Source organism: Variovorax sp. GW821-FHT10D07 (genome assembly GCF_059415325.1).
Genome location: NZ_JBWKMZ010000009.1, coordinates 352,177 through 370,285, shown reverse-complemented (window position 1 = coordinate 370,285; position 18,109 = coordinate 352,177). Strand labels below are relative to the sequence as shown.

The 18,109-nt window shown below is 70.6% G+C and carries 18 protein-coding genes; 6 read left to right on the top strand and 12 right to left on the bottom strand.

Translation table 11 applies throughout. The annotated features are described in order from the left end of the window. Positions 1–136 precede the first annotated feature (136 nt). The 3 genes from AC07PU_RS25885 to AC07PU_RS25875 are packed head-to-tail and all read left to right on the top strand — an operon-like array spanning position 137 to position 2,404. Positions 137–727 (top strand): NAD(P)H-dependent oxidoreductase, encoded by a 591-nt coding sequence (locus AC07PU_RS25885; RefSeq protein WP_093351348.1) that lies wholly within the window; start codon positions 137–139, stop codon positions 725–727. A gap of 31 nt (positions 728–758) precedes the next feature. Beyond that, positions 759–1,730 (top strand): PDR/VanB family oxidoreductase, encoded by a 972-nt coding sequence (locus tag AC07PU_RS25880; RefSeq protein ID WP_495321435.1) that lies wholly within the window; start codon positions 759–761, stop codon positions 1,728–1,730. 8 nt (positions 1,731–1,738) lie between these two features. Beyond that, complete coding sequence (locus tag AC07PU_RS25875) at positions 1,739–2,404, top strand: TetR family transcriptional regulator C-terminal domain-containing protein (RefSeq protein ID WP_093351353.1); 666 nt, start codon at positions 1,739–1,741, stop codon at positions 2,402–2,404. Here AC07PU_RS25875 and AC07PU_RS25870 read toward each other — a convergent pair. The 9 genes from AC07PU_RS25870 to AC07PU_RS25830 all read right to left on the bottom strand — a co-directional run bounded on the left by AC07PU_RS25870 (position 2,397) and on the right by AC07PU_RS25830 (position 10,899). Then, the gene (locus AC07PU_RS25870) at positions 2,397–2,861 is read right to left on the bottom strand and encodes a RidA family protein (RefSeq protein ID WP_057595876.1); all 465 of its coding nucleotides are present in this window, start codon (positions 2,859–2,861) and stop codon (positions 2,397–2,399) included. The genes AC07PU_RS25875 and AC07PU_RS25870 overlap by 8 nt on opposite strands. After that, positions 2,858–4,066 (bottom strand): amidohydrolase family protein, encoded by a 1,209-nt coding sequence (locus tag AC07PU_RS25865; protein ID WP_495321434.1) that lies wholly within the window; start codon positions 4,064–4,066, stop codon positions 2,858–2,860. The genes AC07PU_RS25870 and AC07PU_RS25865 overlap by 4 nt, the downstream gene beginning before the upstream one ends. Continuing rightward, positions 4,048–4,866, bottom strand: coding sequence for a 2-oxo-tetronate isomerase (otnI, locus tag AC07PU_RS25860; protein WP_495321433.1), 819 nt, complete (start codon positions 4,864–4,866; stop codon positions 4,048–4,050). The genes AC07PU_RS25865 and otnI overlap by 19 nt, the downstream gene beginning before the upstream one ends. A gap of 45 nt (positions 4,867–4,911) precedes the next feature. Then, positions 4,912–5,586, bottom strand: a complete 675-nt coding sequence (locus tag AC07PU_RS25855; RefSeq protein ID WP_495321432.1) for a class II aldolase/adducin family protein — start codon at positions 5,584–5,586, stop codon at positions 4,912–4,914. A gap of 287 nt (positions 5,587–5,873) precedes the next feature. Continuing rightward, positions 5,874–7,145 carry a 3-oxo-tetronate kinase gene (otnK, locus tag AC07PU_RS25850; RefSeq protein ID WP_495321431.1) on the bottom strand — a complete coding sequence of 424 codons (1,272 nt, stop codon included), beginning with the start codon at positions 7,143–7,145 and terminating at the stop codon, positions 5,874–5,876. 3 nt (positions 7,146–7,148) lie between these two features. Then, positions 7,149–8,162, bottom strand: a complete 1,014-nt coding sequence (gene denD / locus AC07PU_RS25845; protein WP_495321430.1) for a D-erythronate dehydrogenase — start codon at positions 8,160–8,162, stop codon at positions 7,149–7,151. 34 nt (positions 8,163–8,196) lie between these two features. Beyond that, positions 8,197–9,087, bottom strand: coding sequence for an alpha/beta fold hydrolase (locus AC07PU_RS25840; protein ID WP_495321429.1), 891 nt, complete (start codon positions 9,085–9,087; stop codon positions 8,197–8,199). Then, complete coding sequence (gene ltnD, locus AC07PU_RS25835) at positions 9,084–10,007, bottom strand: L-threonate dehydrogenase (protein WP_495321428.1); 924 nt, start codon at positions 10,005–10,007, stop codon at positions 9,084–9,086. The genes AC07PU_RS25840 and ltnD overlap by 4 nt, the downstream gene beginning before the upstream one ends. An 82-nt stretch (positions 10,008–10,089) precedes the next feature. Beyond that, positions 10,090–10,899 (bottom strand): FadR/GntR family transcriptional regulator, encoded by an 810-nt coding sequence (locus AC07PU_RS25830; protein WP_495321427.1) that lies wholly within the window; start codon positions 10,897–10,899, stop codon positions 10,090–10,092. 132 nt (positions 10,900–11,031) lie between these two features. On the opposite strand from AC07PU_RS25830, the gene AC07PU_RS25825 reads away from it, so the two are divergent. After that, positions 11,032–11,631, top strand: coding sequence for a DUF6932 family protein (locus tag AC07PU_RS25825; protein WP_495321426.1), 600 nt, complete (start codon positions 11,032–11,034; stop codon positions 11,629–11,631). Beyond that, a complete protein-coding gene (locus AC07PU_RS25820) occupies positions 11,615–12,583 on the top strand; it encodes a hypothetical protein (protein WP_495321425.1) in 969 nt (322 codons plus the stop codon). Before AC07PU_RS25825 ends, AC07PU_RS25820 begins: the two co-directional genes overlap by 17 nt. Here the strand turns inward: AC07PU_RS25820 and AC07PU_RS25815 are convergent. The 3 genes from AC07PU_RS25815 to mdeB form a co-directional block, all read right to left on the bottom strand. Continuing rightward, complete coding sequence (locus tag AC07PU_RS25815) at positions 12,580–13,755, bottom strand: MFS transporter (protein WP_495321424.1); 1,176 nt, start codon at positions 13,753–13,755, stop codon at positions 12,580–12,582. The two genes, AC07PU_RS25820 and AC07PU_RS25815, sit on opposite strands and share 4 nt — an antisense overlap. A 3-nt stretch (positions 13,756–13,758) precedes the next feature. After that, a complete protein-coding gene (locus AC07PU_RS25810; RefSeq protein WP_296774941.1) occupies positions 13,759–14,778 on the bottom strand; it encodes a GlxA family transcriptional regulator in 1,020 nt (339 codons plus the stop codon). A 91-nt stretch (positions 14,779–14,869) separates the two neighbouring features. Then, a complete protein-coding gene (gene mdeB / locus AC07PU_RS25805; RefSeq protein ID WP_495321423.1) occupies positions 14,870–17,524 on the bottom strand; it encodes an alpha-ketoglutarate dehydrogenase in 2,655 nt (884 codons plus the stop codon). 105 nt (positions 17,525–17,629) lie between these two features. On the opposite strand from mdeB, the gene AC07PU_RS25800 reads away from it, so the two are divergent. Then, positions 17,630–18,103, top strand: coding sequence for an Lrp/AsnC family transcriptional regulator (locus tag AC07PU_RS25800; protein WP_057595886.1), 474 nt, complete (start codon positions 17,630–17,632; stop codon positions 18,101–18,103). The last annotated feature ends 6 nt before the right edge of the window (positions 18,104–18,109 follow it).

Genomic DNA, 18,109 nt, shown 5'->3' with positions numbered 1-18,109 from the left:
CCGATTTCTCCGCGGGCCGCGCGGTGCTTGCGCCGGGGTCAGATGCCGGCGCCTGGGATGCCATAAGGCACCGTGCGGCTCTTCATTCCTGGGCTCTGACCCCGTATCGCTGCTGCGTCGGCGAACCGGCCCTTTCATGAAAACGCTCGTCGTTCATTGCCATCCGAACCCTGACAGCTTCAACCACGCGCTCTACCGCACGGCGCTCGCCGCCCTCGAACCCCGCCACCAGGTCCGGGCCATCGACCTGTACGCCGAGGGCTTCGACCCGACGCTGACACGCGAGGAACGCATCGCGTACCTCGACAACACCCAATTGATCCGCGAACGCGTGCAACCCCACGTCGAGGCGCTGCTGTGGGCCGAGCACCTGGTGTTCGTCTATCCCACCTGGTTCCACGGACCGCCCTCGATGCTCAAGGGCTGGCTGGAACGGGTGTGGCTGCCCGGCGTGGCCTTCCTGCCGGCCGAGCGCAAGGGCCAGGCCGCGCGCTCGGGCATGCGCCACATCCAGCGCCTCACGGTGGTCACCACGGGCGGCTCACCGCGCTGGTTCGTGATGATCATCGGCGACCCCGGGCGGCGGCTGTTCACGCGCGCGCTGCGCGCCCTGTTCGCCTGGCGCTGCAAGGTGACCTGGCTGCAGCTGCACGACATGAACGCCGTGACCGCGCTCGACCGCACGCGCTTCATCGAGCGCGTGGCGCGCAAGCTGCAAACGCTGTGACCACGACCCCAACGATCCGGGAGAAAACACCATGAGCCTCGAACGCACGCTCACCGTCCGCGTGACGCGCATCGCGCGCCAGACGCCCGAAATCCTGGCCTTCGAGCTGGCCCATCCCTGGGGCCGCGCGCTGCCCGGCTACGAAGCCGGCGCGCACATCGACGTGCACATGCCCGGCGGCTTCTCGCGCCAGTACTCGCTGGCGCGCGCGCCCTCGGACGGCACCGTCTCGTCCTACCTGATCGGCGTGAAGCGCGAGGCCGCGAGCCGCGGCGGCTCGGCCTCGATGCACGAGCGCGTGCGCGAGGGCGACCTGCTGCCGATCAGCACGCCGCGCAACACCTTCCCGCTGCAGGCGCAGGCGCGCCACCACCTGCTGCTGGCCGGCGGCATCGGCATGACGCCGCTGCTGGCGATGGCGCAGGCACTGGCCGCGCGCGGCGAGGGCTTCACGCTGTGCGTGTTCGCGCGCGCCGAGGAGCACCTGGCCTTCGCCGAGGCGCTGCGCGCTCCGGCGCTGGCGCCGCATGTCCGGCTGCACCTCGACCAGGGCGACGCCTCGCAGCGCATCGACCTGCGCGCGCTGCTGGCCGCGCATGCCGGTGCCGCCCATCTCTATGTCTGCGGCCCCGGCGGCTTCATGCAGGCGGTGCGCGACGCGGCCGCCGCCGCGCAGTGGCCCGAGGACGCGATCCACGCCGAGTACTTCGCCGCGCCCACCGACGCCGCCGCCACCGCGGGCCAGCCCTTCGTGCTGCGGCTCGCGCAGCGCGGCATCGCGGTGCCGGTGGCGGCCGACCAGACCGCGGTCGACGCGCTGCACGAGGTCGGCATCGACATCCCGGTGTCGTGCGAGCAGGGCCTGTGCGGCACCTGCGTGGTCGGCGCCGATGGCGAGGGCGCCGAGCACCGCGACTTCTGCCTCACGGGCAGCGAGCGGCGCCACAAGGTGGCGCTGTGCTGCTCGCGCGCCAAGGGGGCCGAGCTGGTCATCCAGCTCTGAGACCGCGCATGGCCAGGACCACCGCCGTCGACACCGCCGAGGACGCCGAGGGCCCCGCCACGCGGGGGCGCTCGCGCAAGTACGCGCAGGTGCTCGGCGTGATCAACCAGGCCGCGATCGAGGTGTTCGCGAGCGAGGGCCTGGCCGGCGCCTCGACCCAGGCGATCGCCGACAAGGCCGGGCTCTCGAAGGCGCAGCTGCACTACTACATCGACAGCAAGGAGGCGTTGTACCGGCAGATCCTGCAGGACATCCTCACCGACTGGATCGTGGTGTTCGGCTTCGACGACGAGGCCCTGGGCCCGCGCAAGGTGCTCGGCGACCTGATCCGCCGCAAGATGGCGTTCTCGTTCGAGCACCCGCTGCGCTCGCGCATCTTCACGGCCGAGATGCTGCGCGGCGCGCCGGTGCTCAACACCCTGATGGACACGAGCAAGCAGCGCACCGACCAGGCCGCCGCCGTGATCCGCAACTGGATGGACCAGGGCCTGATGGACGAGGCCGACCCGATGCTGGTGCTGTTCCACATCTGGGCCGTGACACAGTTCTACGCCGACCATGCGACCCAGGCCGCGTACTTCCGCAACACCGCGCAGCACGGCGACGCGCAGGACCGCGATTACCTGGTCGAGCAGGTGACGGCGTTCCTGTTCAAGGGCGCGGGCGTCAGGTAGCGCGCACCGGCAGGTACATGGTGGCCTCGACCTCCACCAGCACCTCGTCGCCCGGCAGGAAGCGCGACACCTCCACCACCGTGCTGACCGGCGGCTCGCCCGGGTAGAACAGGCCGCGCACGCGGTTGTAGAAGGCGTAGTGCGGCAGGTGGCGGAAGTACTGCACCAGCTTCACCACGTCCTCCATGGTGCCGCCGTGCTCGGCCGCGATCTGGCGGATGCGCTCGAGCACGAACCAGCTCTGCGCAACGATCGGCGCCTCGAACACGTCGACCGACATCTGGCCGGTGGCGTAGCCCAGGCCCTGCAGCGCGCTGCGCCCGGCCTCGGGAATGGCGTCGTAGCCGGCGACCGCGCGGCGCGTGGCCGGGTCGACGGCGACCACGCCGCTCATGTAGACGAAATCGCCGACGCGCTTGGCGGCGGCATAGTTGGCCATCGGCTTGCCCATGCTCATGCGGTGTGCTCCAGGATCCGGCCCGCGCGGATGACGCTGCGGCGGCGGCCGCGCGGGTCGATGAGTTCGTGTTCGTCGGTGGCGGCCAGCACCACCAGGTCGGCCGGACAACCCGCGGCGATGCGACCGTCCCAGGCCAGCCCGAGCGCCTGCGCCGGCGCGAGCGTGATGCTGTCGATCCAGTCGAGCGCCGGCGCGAGGTGCGCCACCTGCACGCCGAGGCCGAAGGTCTCGACGAGGTCATAGCTGCCGTAGGGATAGAAGGCGTCCTGCACGTTGTCCGTCGCCAGGCTCGCACGCAAGCCGCGTGCCGCCGCCTCGCGGATGCGCGTGATGCCGCGCGGCACCGGCGTGCGGTCCCAGGCGCCCTGCAGGTAGAGGTTGGTGGTGGGCAGCGCGACCAGGTGCAGGCCCGCGCCCGCGCACAGCGCCAGGGTTTCGTGCGCCACGGCATCGTCCTGCACCGAGAGCGAGCAGGCATGGCCGCAGACCACCCGGCCCGTGAAGCCGCGCGCACGCACCAGCTGCGCGATGGCACGCAGGCCGCTGGCGTCGGCATCGAGGCCCTCGTCGACATGGAAGTCGAGCGACAGCCCGTGCTTGTGGGCGAGCTCGAACACGCGGTCGAGCTTGGGCAACAGGGCCTCGTTGCGGTAGACGAAGGCGCCGAGCGCGCCGCCCGCGCGCGCCACCTCGCGCGCGATGCGCTCGCCGGCCTCGGCATCGGCGAACAGGTCGAGCGGCGTGAGCGAGACGAACTGCAGCTCGACGCGTCCGCGCCAGGCCTCGCGCAGCGCCTCGAACACCGCGAGCGAGACCGGCGCCTCGGGCTGCACCCAGTCGAGGTGGGTGCGCAGCGCGCGCGTGCCGCTGCGCCAGGCGTCCTCGAGCGCGCGTTCCATGCGCGGGCGCAGCGACTCGGCGGTCCAGCCGGCCCGGTGGCCGTTCATGCGCTCGATGGCCGCGAACAGGTTGCCCTGCGCCGCGCCCACGTCCTGCACGGTGTAGTTCTTGTCGATGTGCGCATGCGCGTCGACGCAGGCGCTCAGCACGATGCCGCGCGCCGAATCCTGCCGCGCGCTCGGCGCGACCGAGGCCACGCGATCGCCGTCCAGCACCAGGTCGAACAGCTCGGCCTCCGACGCGAAGCCGCGCAGTGGCTTCGGGATGCGCAGCGCCTCGAGCTTCACTGCGCCTCGCGCCACGCGCGCAGCCAGCCCAGCCCGGCCGAGGTGCCGCCGGGTTCGCTGCCGCGCCGCGGCCGGTATTCGCAGCCGACCCAGCCCTGCCAGCCGGTCTGCGCCGACACCTCGTCGATCACCTGGAACAGGTAGGGGTAGTTCTGCTCGCCGATGTCGGGCTCGTGGCGCTCGGGGACGCCGGCGATCTGGATGTGGCCGACGCGGCCGGTGGGCAGGTACTGGCGGATCTTCATCGCGACGTCGCCCTCGACGATCTGGCAGTGGTAGAGGTCCATCTGCACCTTGAGGTTGGGCGCGCCGATGCTTTCGACGATGGCATGCGCATGGTCCTGGCGGTTGAGGAAGAAGCGCGGGATGTCGCGCGTGTTGATCGGCTCGATCAGCACGTCGCGCCCGGCCTTCGCGGCCTCCTCGGCGGCCCAGCGCAGGTTGTCGACGTACACCTGCTGCACGGCATCGGCCGTGAGGTCCTCGGGCACCAGCCCGGCCATGACGTGGATGCGCGGGCAGTCGAGCGCGACCGCGTAGTCGATGGCTTTCGCAATGCCTTCGCGGAACTCGGCATCGCGCCCCGGCAGGCAAGCCAGGCCGCGTTCGCCGCCCTCCCAGTTGCCGGGCGGGCCGTTGAAGAGCACCTGCTGCAGGCCGTTGTGCTGGAGGCGCGCGACGATATCGTCCTTGGAGAAGGCATAGGGAAACAGGTACTCGACGGCCTCGAAGCCGTCCTTCGCGGCGGCATCGAAGCGATCGAGGAAGTCCATCTCGGGATAGAGCATCGAGAGGTTGGCGGCGAAGCGTGGCATGGCGTTGTCTCTTTGAAGTTCTGGCGATTGTGGTCTCGAACGGAGTCACCAGCGCGCGCCGAAGGTCACGCGCAGTTCGGCGATCTGTTCGGGCGACAGCGGTGCGGGTGGCGTGGCATGGTCGCGCGTCATGAGGTGGAGCCTGGCGGTCTCCTCGAGTTCCTCGAGCACGGCCATCGCGGCGGCGGGGGTGTCGTGCCACACGTTGGGGCCGAGGCGGTCGAGCATCACGGCACGGATCGGCACGCCGGCCGCGCCGCGCTGCGCGATGACCTGCGCGACCTCGGCCGCCGCTTCGGGCGCGCCCGGGCGGTGGTAGTGGATGCGCGGCACGTGGCCGACCTTCATCACGAAATAGGGCGTGAGGGCGGGCAGCAGTTCGTCGCTGGCTCCGCTCAACGTGAGTGCGACGCAGTGGCTGCTGTGGGTGTGGATCACGCAGGCGGTATCGGCATCGAAAGCTCTCGCTGCTTCGTAGATGCGCATGTGCAGCGCGATGGTCTTGCTGGCACGGTCGCCACTGATCTGCTGGCCCTGCGCGTCCAGCCTCGCGAGCCGCGCGGGGTCGAGGAAGCCCAGGCAGGCATCGGTCGGGGTGATGAGGAAACCGCCGTCTTCCAGGCGCACGCTGATGTTGCCGGCCGTGGCGTGGACGTAGCCACGATCGAACAGGCTTTTGGCTGTGCGGCAGATTTCTTCTCTTGCTTTTGTTTCGGTCATTTTTTGGCTTCTTGTTCGGGGTGCGTGCACAGGGCATCGGGTACTTCCCTCCGCGAATGTCCCCCGCCCTTCGGGCTCCTCCTTTATTTCGCTGCGGGAAGGACCCGATACCCTGTGCACGGGAGGCGCTGCGGTGGTGCCGGCGGTTCAACAACGATTGCGTCCAGGCTCACGTCGATGGGGTACTCCCCGCAGCGAAATTAAGGAGGAGCCGAAGGCGGGGGACATTCGCGGAGGGGAGTACCCCATCGGCGCACGCCCGCCCCGACCTTCAACACCCCAAGGCATCACCCCAACACCACAAACGCCTTGGTAAAGAAATCATCCCCCCCAAAGTTCCCCGACTTCAAGGCGATATGCACCTCAGTGTCAGGCGCCAACGAGGAACGCGCATGACACCACGGCACCCCCGGATCGATCTGCGGCCCGATCTGCAACTGCGCGATGCCGAGCGCCTGCACGCAGGCCCCGGAGGTTTCGCCGCCCGCCACCACGAGCTGGTGCACACCACGCTCGACCAGCCCCCGCGCGATCGCGGCGATGGTGCGCTCGACCATCGCGCCGGCCTCTTCCACGCCCAGTTGGCCTTGTACCGACTTCACGGCACCGGCTTCGGCCGTGGAGTAGACGAGCACCGGGCCCTTGTCGATCAGCGGCGCGGCCCAGGCCAGCGTCTCGGCCGCGACGTCGACACCGGCCGCGATGCGCAGCGGATCGATGGCCAATGCGGCGCCGCCGCGCCCGATGAAGTCGAGCACCTGCCGGTTGGTGGCGAGCGAGCAGCTGCCCGACACCACCGCCGTGCGGCCGCCGGCCTTCGGCAACGCGCTGGCCTGCGATGAGGGTGCGAGGCCGAAGTTGGCCGGCAGGCCGATGGCCACGCCCGAGCCCGCGGTGACCAGCGGCAGCTTCGCGAGGGCCGGGCCCATACGCAGCAGGTCGTCGTTGGACACCGCGTCGACGATCGCGATCGACACGCCCTCGGCCTTCAGCTGCGCGATGCGCGCTTCGATGGCCTCCGCGCCGCGCGTCACCACCGCGTGATCGATCAGCCCCACCTTGCGCCGGCACTGCGCCTGCAGCACCCGCACCAGGTTCGGGTCGGTCATCGGCGTCAGCGGATGGTTCTGCATGCCGCTCTCGTTGAGCAGCACCTCGCCCGCGAACAGGTAGCCCTTGAACACCGTGCGCTTGTTGTCGGGGAAGGCCGGCGTGGCGATCGTGAAGTCGCAGCCCAGCGCCTCCATCAGTGCCTCGGTCACCGGGCCGATGTTGCCCTGCGGCGTGCTGTCGAAGGTCGAGCAGTACTTGAAGTAGATCTGTTGCGCGCCCTGCGCCTGCAGCCAGCGCAGCGCCTCGAGCGACTGCGCGATGGCCTCGGCCGGCGCGATGGTGCGCGACTTGAGCGCGACCACTACCGCATCCACCTCGGCCGCGAGCGGGCCCTCGGGCACGCCGATGGTCTGCACCACGCGCATGCCCGCGCGCACCAGGTTGTTGGCGAGGTCGGTGGCGCCGGTGAAATCGTCGGCGATGCAGCCGAGCAGCAGCTTTGCCATCGCTCAGCCCTTCACCGCGAGCTTGACCGCCTGCGGGTTCTCGCGCACGTAGTCGCTCAGGATCGCGTCGAAGCTGGCATCGGCCTTCAGGCCCAGCGCCTCGGCACGCGCCGCATGCACGCGGCTGGGCCAGCTCGTGACGATCTTCGCGATCGCCGCGTCGGGTTCCCAGTCGATCAGGCTCGTCGCCTCGGCGCCCGCGATACGCTCGAGCGCCTGCGCCATCTCGCGCACGGTGGTGGTCAGCGCGGGCAGGTTGACCGCTGTGCGTGCACCCCACTCGGCGCCGCTGGCCGTGGCCGCGCGCACGATGCCCGCGATGGTGTTGCCGGGCGAGGCCAGCGCCACCGGCGTGTCGGGCGCGACCGGGCAACGCGCGCGCTCGCCGGCCAGCGGTTCGCGCAGCATGCCGCTGAGGAAGCTCGAGGCCGCGCCGTTGGGCCGGCCCGGACGCACCGACACCGTCATCAGCCGCACGTTGCGGCCCTGCACGAAGCCCTTGCGCGTGAAGTCGGCCACCAACTGCTCGCCGACGAACTTCTGGATGCCGTAGCTGTTCTGCGGCGTGGGCAGCGTCGTGTCCTCGATCAGGGCCGGCAGCCGCTGCTCGGGCGAATCGCCGAACACCGCGACCGAGCTCGAGAACACGAACACCGGCGCATGGCCGGCGCGGCGCGCGGCCTCGAGCAGCGCGCGCGTGGTGTCGAGGTTGCTGCGCATGCCGAGGTCGAAGTCGGCCTCGCATTCGCCGCTGACGGCGGCCGCGAGGTGGAACACGAGCTGGCTGCTGGCGATCGGCAGCGTGCCGCTCTGCGCCTGCTCGAGCAGGTCGCCCTGCAGGAACTGCACGCGCGCGTCGGCCGCGAGGTCGGCCGGCGGCGCCACGCGGTCGGCCAGCACGATGCGTTCGATGGGTTGCGGCGCGGCGCCGGCCAGCGCCAGCGGTCCCTGGGCGAGCAGCGTGCGCGCGAGGCGCGCGCCGAGGAAGCCGCAGCCGCCGGTGATGAGGATGTTCATGGTCGTCTTGTCTCGGTGGTCGTTCGCAAGAGGGTCAGAGGGTCGGCAGGAAGCGCAGCAGCGCATCGGCCACCGCCTCGGGCGCCTCGCGCTGCGGGAAGTGGCCCACGCCGTCCAGCAGCTCGCGGCGGTAGGGGCCGCTGAAGAAGCGCTCCTTGCCCGCCGAGCTGTCCGGATGATTGCACGCATCGGCCGCGCCGTGCAGCACCAGCGTGGGCACCGACAGCACGGGCGCGGGATCGAGCGCCGCGTCGTCGGCCGCGTAATGCGGATCGCCGGGCGCATAGCCCCAGCGATGGCGGTACGAATGCACCACCACGCGGGCCCAGTCCTCGCCCTCGAAGGCGGCGGCGGTGGTGTCGAACTCGGCCTCGTCGTACCAGCCGGGCGGGCCCCAGGTGCGCCACATCATGCGCGTGAAGGCGAGGCGGTCGTCGTGCACCGTGCGCTCGCCACGCGGCGTGGCCATGTACCAGTGGTACCAGTAGTTGCGCGCCTGCTCGAGCGGCACCGGCTGGCCCGGCGCGTTGGTGCCGTAGCCCACCGACAGCAGCGCCAGCGCGCTCGCCACGCCGGGGCGCAGCCCGCAGGCGTTGGCCACCGCGCGGGCGCCCCAGTCGTGGCCGACCAGCGCGGGGCGCTCGAGCCCCAGCGCATCGATGAAGTCGAGCAGGTCGCGGCCCAGCGCCGAGAGCTGGCCGCTGCGCGGCGTGTCCGCATGCAGGAAGCGCGTGGGCGCGAAGCCGCGCAGCGCGGGCAGCAGCACGCGCCAGCCGGCGGCGGCCAGGCGCGCGGCCACGCCATGCCAGCCGCGCGGGCTGTCGGGCCAGCCGTGCACCAGCACCACGGTGGCGGCGCCGGCGGCGTTCCATTCCTCGTAGCCGATGCGCAGCAGCGGCGTGTCGACGGTCCTGTGTTCGCTCACGAGGCATTTCCTTTCGCGACCGGCAGCTCGATGCCCGGGAAGATCTTGATCACCGCGCTGTCGTCCTCGCGCGCATGGCCCGCGGTCGAGGCCTGCATGAACATCTGGTGCGCGGTGGACGACAGCGGCAGAGGAAACTTGCTGGCGCGCGCCACGTCGAGCACCAGGCCCAGGTCCTTCACGAAGATGTCGACCGCCGACAGCGGCGTGTAGTCGCCCGCGAGCACGTGCGCCATGCGGTTCTCGAACATCCAGCTGTTGCCCGCGCTGTGGGTGATGACCTCGTAGAGCGCGGCCGGATCCACGCCCTCGCGCAGGCCCAGCGCCATCGCCTCGGCCGCGGCCGCGATGTGCACGCCGGCCAGCAACTGGTTGATGACCTTCACCTTGCTGCCCGCGCCCGCGCTGTCGCCGAGCCGGTAGACCTTGGCGGCCATCGCGTCGAGCACGCCGCCGGCCTTGTCGTAGGCCGCGGGCGTGCCGGCGGTCATCATCGTCATCTGGCCGCTCACGGCCTTGGCGGCGCCGCCCGAGATCGGCGCGTCGAGGTAGAGCAGGCCGAGCTTCGCGAGCCGCGCCTCGAGCGCCACCGACCAGTTCGGGTCGACCGTCGAGCACATCACGAACAGGCTGCCGGGCTTCATCGAGGCCGCGCAGCCCGGCGTGCCGCCGTCGCCGAACAGCACCGCCTCGGTCTGCTGCGCGTTCACGACGACCGAGATCACGATGTCGCTGGCGGCGCCGAGCGCGGCCAGCGTGTCGCAGGCGGTGCCGCCGTCGCGCGCGAAGGCCTGCGCGGCCTCGCGGCGCAGGTCGAACACGTGCGGCGCATGGCCCGCGCGGCGCAGCGACTGCGCCATGCCGGCGCCCATGGCGCCGAGGCCCACGAGGCCGACGACGGGAGGGGAGGAAGTGGTCATGGAAGGAAGGAGCTGGATGATTTGTCAGGTCATCATACAAATTTGAGATGACTTTGTCTCGCACCGAATTCCGGCCCGCCGCTCAGGAGGCCTTCTTGCGCCGCCCCTTGCCGGCCGCGCCGCTCTCCTGCAGCCCCTCGACCAGCGGCCGCGCGAGCTGCGCGCCCTCCTGCTGCCAGAAGGCCGGGTCGGCCTGCTCGATGCGGCGGATCGCGTTGTCCATGTGGGTCTTGGCGGCCTCGCGCGCGCGCAGCGCATCGCCGGCCTCGATCGCCTCGACGATGCGCGCATGCTCCTGCGCCACCTCGCGCGCGAAGTCGGCGCGGCGCGCCTCGTTGGCGCGCGTGACGCGGGTGGCGCCGTGCAGGAACTGGCGCAGGTACTGCAGGGTGCCGATCAGGAACGGGTTGCGCGCGGCCTCGGCGATGGCGCGGTGGAAGCGCACGTCCTCCTCGGCGCCGTTGCCGCCCACGGCCACGGCCGCATGCAGCGCCGCGATCGCGTCGCGGATGCGGCGCACGTCCTCGGCCGTGCGGCGTTCGGCCGCCAGCGCCGCCACCTCGGCCTCGAGCGCGCGGCGCAGCTCGACCATCTGGATCACGGCCTCGCGCGAAGCCACGTGCGGCATCTCGAAGCGCAGCGGCTCGACCCCGGCCGCACGCACATACACGCCGCTGCCCTGGCGCGAGTCGACCAGCCCGAGCGACTTGAGCCGCGACACCGCCTCGCGCACCACCGTGCGGCTGACGCCGAACTGCTCGGCCAGCGCGGACTCGGTCGGCAGCCGGTCGCCCTCGGACAAGCGCCCGCTGCGCACCTCGGCCGCCAGCGCATCGGCCACCTGGTCGGCCAGGCGGACGGCGGGGGCGAGCGATTGAAAGCGGGCGGTCATGAATGGGCTGCGACTCTAACGCAGGCCCGCCGGCGGGATGCCATCGCATGTGGATGAAGGCAAGCGCGCAGTTCGGCGCATTTCCCGCGGGCATTTCCTGCGTGTCGAATAGCGCCGTGGGGCCCGCTCGCTATGCTGCCGCTCGTGATTCCGACCTTCAATCATTCGCACGTGCTGCCGCCGTTCGAGGGCGAGCGGTTGAGTGGCGCGCACAGCTCGCCTTACTTGGTGTCGGCCAGCGAAATGGTGCAGCGCTTCGCGATCGGCACGGCGCGATGCACCATCCTCGACGGCCTGTTGCGCTATCGCGCCGAACTCCGCGGCATCGGGTTCGTCGAAGGCTTTCAGTGGCTCGATGGCAGTTTCGTCGAGGATATCGAGGCACGCGAAGGTCGCTCACCTCGGGACATCGACGTCGTGAGCTTCGCCTACCCGCCGCAGGGAATGAGCAAGACGGAGATCAATCGGATAATGGACGAGCGCCCCGATCTCTTCGATCACGAGCGCTGCAGGCAGGGGTTTCACTGCGACACCAGCCTCATCAACCTGACCACCTCACCGGAGCGGTTGGTGCAGCAGACGCGCTATTGGTATGGTTTGTTTTCTCATCGTCGCGGCGATGCCCTGTGGAAAGGCATGCTGCAGTTGCCCATGGATTCCGACGATCACTCCGCCCGTGTGATGCTCGATCGACTCATGCACCAAGGAGAACCGAATGCTGGCTCAACTTGAGAAGCAATTCCTGCAGGCTGACCTGGCGCAGGTTCGCCAGCTGCTGGCGGACGGGCAGGCGCACGACGATCCGATCGCGGTGCATCAATATGCCCAGCGCGTCGCGCGCCTCGAAAAGGAACTGATCGAATTGTCGGAAGCAGGCACGAACGCGCCCGTCGGCGTGGCCTTGTTCTTCGGTGGGCGCCCGGTCGTGGGCTCGAATGGCATCAAGGCGTCGTTTGGGACGCAGGCCATCGGCAAGTTTCAGAAGCTCGTGAGTCAGCGCTATGCGGCCGCCGAGACAGGTCCGCTCTCTTCGCGTGGCCGCGTGCCGATGAGCGACGACACCCAGTTGCTGGTCACCGACGTCGTACGCGGCTCGTTCGGTTTCGTGCTGCAGGGCAGCGAACCTGCCAGCAGCGATGCACCGCTCAAGGACGCCGTGGATCACGTGGCCGATACCCTGTCCCGCATGGCGGCGGCGGACGACGCCCTGTTCGACGAAGCCTCGGCGGACGTGGACAACCGCCAGCTCGGTACCTTGCAGGAGTTCTTCAAGCTGCTCGACGACGAGGGCGCCAGTCTTCGCCTCGTCGAAGGCGAGCGGGACTTCGAACTCTCGACGCAAGCCGTTCGACGCGCGCGCCAACGCGCCGAGGCGATGACCATCGAAGACCGCGTCGAGATGCTCGAAGGCGAGGTCATCGGCTGGGCCGAGTATTCGTCGCGCTTCGAACTGCGCCTGCATGGCGATCGGAGCGTGGTGGTCGGCACGGTGACGCGTGCCGCCATGGAGCACTCGCTGCAAGAGGGACTGGCGCCTCTGCATCGGCATGTCCGCGCCAGAGTCAAGGTGCGCGAAGCACGGCTGCGCAACCGCACGCCGCGCAAGACATTCGCCTTGCAGGCGCTCGAAGTCATCGCGCCGCCCGCGGACTGGCCCGCGCGACCGGTCCAACAAGCGATCTAGACCCGCTCCACCGCCGCCGGCCGCGCGTTGAGCCACAACAGCGTCAACGCAAACGCCAGCAGCGGCAGCATCGCGAGGTTGATCGCGATCCAGCCCACGCCCGCGAGCAGCGCGCCCGAGCCGAAGGACATCAGCACGGCCGTGGTGCCGTTGCTCAGTTCCATCAGCGCCTGCGCGGGTCCGCGCTCGTGCTCGGCGTGCGCTTCCGCCAGCAGCGTGGTGCCGGCGATCAGCATCAGGTTCCAGCCCAGGCCCAGCAGCAGCGAGCTCGCGAGGAAGTGCGCGAAGTCCTGGCCCGAGAGCGCGACCGCGGCGCTGGTCGCGAGGATCGCCGAGCCGAGCATCGCGACGCGGCGGCTGCCCCAGCGATCGACCAGCGCGCCGGCGAAGAAGGCCGGCGCGAACATGCCGAGCACATGCCACTGGATCACCTGCGCGGCTGCGGCGGCGGAGAAGCCGCAGAAGTCCATCGCGAGCGGGGTCGCGTTCATCGCCAGCACCATGAGGCCGTGGCCGATGGCGGTCATGAGGATGGCGGCGCGCAGCATCGGCCGCGCGAGCAGCACGCGCATCTGGGCCCAGCCGCGCGCCACGGCCGGCGGCGCCGCGCCTTCGCGCAAGCGCGACATGGCGACCACGCCGCACAACGCGAGCACCGCGATCGCGAGGTAGGCGCCCGCGAAGGGCACGGGCAGCGCATTGCGCGTCCAGACCGCGATGGCGGGCGCGAACACCGCGGCGCAGACGCCGCCGCCGACCACCAGCGCGGCGGCGCGGCCCTTGTGGCGCGGCTCGACGGCCTCGAGCGCGGCATAGCGATAGAAGCCCGCCGAGGCCTGGTAGCCGCCGATGCAGGCGGCGCCGAGGCAGAACACGGCAAAGCTGCCGAGCCCCAGGCCCGTGGCGCAGACCAGCCCGCCCACCACGCCGAGCAGCGCGCCGCCCATCAGGCCGTGGCGGCGACCGCGCCGCTGCATGAACATCGACAGCGGCGACACGGCCGCGAGGTTGCCGAGCACCAGCAGGGCGAGCGGCAGGGTGGCCAGCGCGGGCCAGGGCGCGAGCCGCAGGCCCGCGACCGAGGTCAGCGTGATGCCGATGATCGAGCACGACCAGTAGAGCGCCTGGCCGAGGAACAGCAGCCGTATCGCGGGGTTGCGCAGCAGTTGCATCGCTCAGCCTCCCGCACGCGGCGCGCCCGCGCCGAAGCGCTCGGCAAAGGCCTGCGGACTCACGGCCAGGTGCTTGTGGAAGCTGCGCCGCAGCGTCTCGGGATGGCCGAAGCCGCACAGCCGCGCGACCGTCGACACCGAGGTCTGCGCATGGGCCAGCAAGGCCGAGGCGGCCTCGACGCGCACGCGCTCGACGTAATGGCCGGGCGTCATGCCGAGCTCGCGCCGGAACACGCGGCTCAGGGTGCGCGGCGGCATGCAGGCGCGCTCGGCCAGGACCTCGAGCGAGAGGTCGCCCGCGAGCTGGCCCGGGATCCATTCGAGCAGCGACGACAGCCGCGGCGCATGCGTGGCCTCGGGCGCGAGGAAGCGGCTGAACTGCGCCTGCCCGCCGGGCCGGCGCAGGAACATCACGAGCCGGCGCGCCACCGCCAGCGCGATCGCGCGGCCGAGGTCGTGCTCGACCAGCGCCAGCGCGAGGTCGATGCCGGTGGTGACGCCGGCCGAGGTGAAGACATGGCCGTCGCCCTCGCGGCCGCTCGGGTCGTAGGTATGGAGCCGGTCGGCCGCCACCTCGACCGCGGGATGGCGCGTGCGCAGCGCCTCGACGCTGTCCCAGTGGGTGGTGGCGAGGCGGCCATCGAGCAGGCCGGCCTGCGCGAGGATCAGCGCGCCCGAGCAGACCGAGCCGAGCCGGCGCACGCGCGGCTCCGCGCGCTGGAGCCAGGCCAGCAGCGGCGCGTTGCGCAACTGGGCTTCGGCGCCCCAGCCGCCGGGCACGAGCACGGTGTCGAAGCGCGCCGGGTCCTGGTCCTCGCGCGCGGCCTCGGCCAGCAGCGAGAAGCCGGCCGAGCAGGCCACCGGCCCCACCGCGTCAGCCAGCAGGTGCAGCGAATAACCGGCCGGGCGGCCCTGGCGCTGCAGCTCGACGTTGGCCGAGGCGAACACCTGCAGCGGACCGGTGACGTCCAGCACCTGGACATCGGGGTAGATCGTGCAGGCGATGGCGCGCGGCGTTTGCATGCGGGCAGTGTCGTGCGCGCCGCGATTGGCCGCAACGACAACGACCCCACGGATCCGGCCACTTTCGGCGTGGCCGGCCGGTGTGGCGGGATCAGCCCAGCGCGTGCCGTGCGGCCTTCGCGATGCTCTGCGCGTCGACGCCGAAGAAGCCGCGCAGGGCGGCGCGCGTGTCGCTGCGCCCGAAGCCGTCGGTGCCCAGCGTGAGGTAGCGGCGGCCCGCGGGCAGGAAGGCGCGGATGCTCTCGGGCACGGCGCGCACGTAGTCGGTGGCGGCGACGATCGGCGCCTTGCCCTGGCCGAGCTGGCGCGCGACGAAGGCCTCGCCCGCGTCCTCGCCAGCGATGGCGCGCTGCTCGCAGGCCAGGCCGTCGCGCGCGAGCTCGCTCCAGCTCGTGACGCTGAACACCTCGGCCTCGATGCCCTCGTCGGTCAGCAGCTGCGCGGCCTTCACGACCTCGGTGAGGATCGCGCCCGAGCCCAGCAGCGTGACCTTCTTCTTCGCCTTGCCCGAGGCCGGCGCATAGGTGCCGAAGCGATAGCAGCCGCGCAGGATGTCGGCCTCGGCGCCCGCGGGCACGTCGGGCTGCGCGTAGTTCTCGTTCATCAGCGTGACGTAATAGAACACGTCCTGCTGCTCGACCATCATCTCGCGGATGCCCGCGTCGACGATCACCGCCATCTCGCCCGCGTAGGCCGGGTCGTAGGCCTTGCAGTTGGGAATGGTCGCGGCCACGAGGTGGCTGCTGCCGTCCTGGTGCTGCAGCCCCTCGCCGCCAAGCGTGGTGCGCCCCGAGGTGGCGCCGAGCAGGAAGCCGCGCGCGCGCTGGTCGGCCGCGGCCCAGATCGCGTCGCCCACGCGCTGGAAGCCGAACATCGAGTAGTAGATGTAGAACGGCAGCATCGCCAGGCCGTGCACGCTGTAGCTGGTGGCCGCCGCGGTCCAGCTCGCGATGGCGCCGGCTTCGCTGATGCCTTCCTCGAGGATCTGGCCGTCGGTGGCCTCGCGGTAGCTGAGCACCGAGCCGATGTCCTCGGGCGCGTAGCGCTGGCCCACGCTCGAATAGATGCCGACCTGCTTGAACAGGTTCGCCATGCCGAAGGTGCGCGCCTCGTCGGCCACGATCGGCACGATGCGCGGGCCCAGCGCCTTGTCCTTGAGCAGGTTGCCCAGCAGGCGCACGAAGGCCATGGTGGTGCTCATCTCCTTGCCGGCGGCCGCGACCGCGAACTGCGCGTAGTTCGCGATGTCGGGCTTGGCCACCGGCTCGCAGGCGGTCTCGCGGCGCGGCATGGCGCCGCCGAGCGCCTCGCGGTGCTGGCGCAGGTAGCGCATCTCGGCGCTGTCCTCGGCCGGGCGGTAGAAGTCCATGGCGGCCGCCTGCGCGTCGCTCAGCGGCAGGTCGAAGCGGTCGCGGAACTCGATCAGGTCGACCTCGCCCATCTTCTTGTGCGAGTGCGTGGTCATCTTGCCCTGGGCCGCGCTGCCCATGCCGTAGCCCTTCTTGGTATGGGCCAGGATCACGGTGGGCCGGCCCTTGTGGGCGGCGGCCGCGGCATAGGCGGCATGGATCTTCACGAGGTCGTGACCGCCGCGCTTGAGGCGGTCGATCTGCTCGTCGGTCATGCCCTCGGCCAGGCGCGCGAGCTCGGGGTTCTGGCCGAAGAAGTTGTCGCGGTTGAAGCGGCCGTCCTTGGCCGCGAAGGTCTGCATCTGGCCGTCGACGGTGGCGGCGAAGGCGCGCGCCAGCGCACCGCTGGTGTCGCGCGCGAAAAGGCCGTCCCAGTCGCTGCCCCAGACCAGCTTGATGACGTTCCAGCCGGCGCCCGCGAACAGCTTCTCGAGCTCGTCGATGATGCGGCCGTTGCCGCGCACCGGACCGTCGAGGCGCTGCAGGTTGCAGTTGACCACCCACACGAGGTTGTCGAGCTTCTCGCGCGCGGCCAGGGTCAGCGCGCTCATCGATTCGGGCTCGTCCATCTCGCCGTCGCCGAACACGCCCCAGACCTTTCGGCCTTCGCAGTTCAGCAGGTTGCGGTGCGAGAGGTAGCGCATGAAGCGCGCGTGGTAGATCGAGCTGATCGGGCCGATGCCCATCGAGCCGGTGGGGAACTGCCAGAAGTCCGGCATCAGGTAGGGATGCGGATAGCTGCACAGGCCGCGCGCGCCGCTGCCGTCGACGAAGGCGGGCGCCGTGAGTTCCTGGCGGTAGTGCGCGAGGTCGCCTTCGCTCAGGCGCCCTTCGAGGTAGGCGCGCGCATAGACGCCGGGCGCGCTGTGCGGCTGGAAGAACACGAGGTCGCCGCCATGGGCCGCGCTGCGCGCATGGAAGAAATGGTTGAAGCCGGTCTCGAACAGGTCGGCCGCGCTCGCATAGCTCGCGATGTGGCCACCGAGTTCGCCATAGGCCTGGTTGGCCTTGGCCACCATCGCGAGCGCGTTCCAGCGCATCAGCGAGGCCAGCTTCTCTTCGACCGCGAGGTCGCCCGGGAACGGCGGCTGGTCCTCGGCCGCGATGGTGTTGACGTACGGCGTCGACAGCTCCGGCTGCCAGCCGATGCGCTGCTGGCGCGCGAGCCGTGCCAGCTCGTCGAGCATCTGGCGCGCGCGCTGCGGCCCGTGGACCTGCGCCAGCGCGAGGAAGGACTCGCGCCATTCGGCGGTCTCGGCGGGATCGGGGTCGTGCGACAGCGCTGCCTCGTCGAGCAGCAGGGCACGGATCTGGTCGGCGGAAATCGGGGCGTTCATGCCGGCACTTTAAGCCGCCATGAAAAGAATTGGCTACTGCTGCAGCCCGCAGCTTGACGTCTTACCAGCATAAAATGCCGCCAATCCTTCAGATCACGGCATTTCATGCAACTCGACGCGATCGACCTGCGCATTCTCGACGAACTGCAGCGCGACGGCGCGCTGTCGAACGTGGAGCTCGCGCGCCGCGTGCACCTGTCGCCCTCGCCCTGCCTCGCGCGCGTGAAGCTGCTCGAGACCGAGGGCGTGATCGACCGCTATGTGGCGCTCGCGAGCGCCAAGGCACTGGGCCTCGGCCTCAACGTGTTCATCTCGATCAGCCTCACGACGCAGAGCAAGCAGTCGCTGGCCGACTTCGAGCAGCGCATCGCCGAGCACGACGAGGTGATGGAGTGCTACCTGATGACCGGCGACAGCGACTACCTGATCCGCATCGCGGTGGCGGACATGGCGGCGCTCGAGAAATTCATCCTCGAGCAACTGACGCCGATCCCGGGGATCGAGAAGATCCGCTCGAGCTTTGCGCTCAAGCAGGTGCGATACAAGACGGCGCTGCCGTTGCCGACAGCGCCGTCCTGATCACTT

Excerpts from the sequence above, each read along its gene's own strand:
- otnI (WP_495321433.1), bottom strand. The coding sequence starts at position 4,866 with ATGCCACGCTTCGCCGCCAACCTCTCGATGCTCTATCCCGAGATGGAC.
- AC07PU_RS25800 (WP_057595886.1), top strand. The coding sequence starts at position 17,630 with ATGCAACTCGACGCGATCGACCTGCGCATTCTCGACGAACTGCAGCGC.
- AC07PU_RS25830 (WP_495321427.1), bottom strand. The coding sequence starts at position 10,899 with ATGACCGCCCGCTTTCAATCGCTCGCCCCCGCCGTCCGCCTGGCCGAC.
- AC07PU_RS25820 (WP_495321425.1), top strand. The coding sequence starts at position 11,615 with ATGCTGGCTCAACTTGAGAAGCAATTCCTGCAGGCTGACCTGGCGCAG.
- ltnD (WP_495321428.1), bottom strand. The coding sequence starts at position 10,007 with ATGACCACTTCCTCCCCTCCCGTCGTCGGCCTCGTGGGCCTCGGCGCC.
- AC07PU_RS25855 (WP_495321432.1), bottom strand. The coding sequence starts at position 5,586 with ATGACCGAAACAAAAGCAAGAGAAGAAATCTGCCGCACAGCCAAAAGC.
- AC07PU_RS25880 (WP_495321435.1), top strand. The coding sequence starts at position 759 with ATGAGCCTCGAACGCACGCTCACCGTCCGCGTGACGCGCATCGCGCGC.
- AC07PU_RS25810 (WP_296774941.1), bottom strand. The coding sequence starts at position 14,778 with ATGCAAACGCCGCGCGCCATCGCCTGCACGATCTACCCCGATGTCCAG.
- denD (WP_495321430.1), bottom strand. The coding sequence starts at position 8,162 with ATGAACATCCTCATCACCGGCGGCTGCGGCTTCCTCGGCGCGCGCCTC.
- AC07PU_RS25870 (WP_057595876.1), bottom strand. The coding sequence starts at position 2,861 with ATGAGCATGGGCAAGCCGATGGCCAACTATGCCGCCGCCAAGCGCGTC.
- mdeB (WP_495321423.1), bottom strand. The coding sequence starts at position 17,524 with ATGAACGCCCCGATTTCCGCCGACCAGATCCGTGCCCTGCTGCTCGAC.
- AC07PU_RS25885 (WP_093351348.1), top strand. The coding sequence starts at position 137 with ATGAAAACGCTCGTCGTTCATTGCCATCCGAACCCTGACAGCTTCAAC.
- AC07PU_RS25815 (WP_495321424.1), bottom strand. The coding sequence starts at position 13,755 with ATGCAACTGCTGCGCAACCCCGCGATACGGCTGCTGTTCCTCGGCCAG.
- AC07PU_RS25825 (WP_495321426.1), top strand. The coding sequence starts at position 11,032 with ATGCTGCCGCTCGTGATTCCGACCTTCAATCATTCGCACGTGCTGCCG.
- AC07PU_RS25875 (WP_093351353.1), top strand. The coding sequence starts at position 1,739 with ATGGCCAGGACCACCGCCGTCGACACCGCCGAGGACGCCGAGGGCCCC.
- otnK (WP_495321431.1), bottom strand. The coding sequence starts at position 7,145 with ATGGCAAAGCTGCTGCTCGGCTGCATCGCCGACGATTTCACCGGCGCC.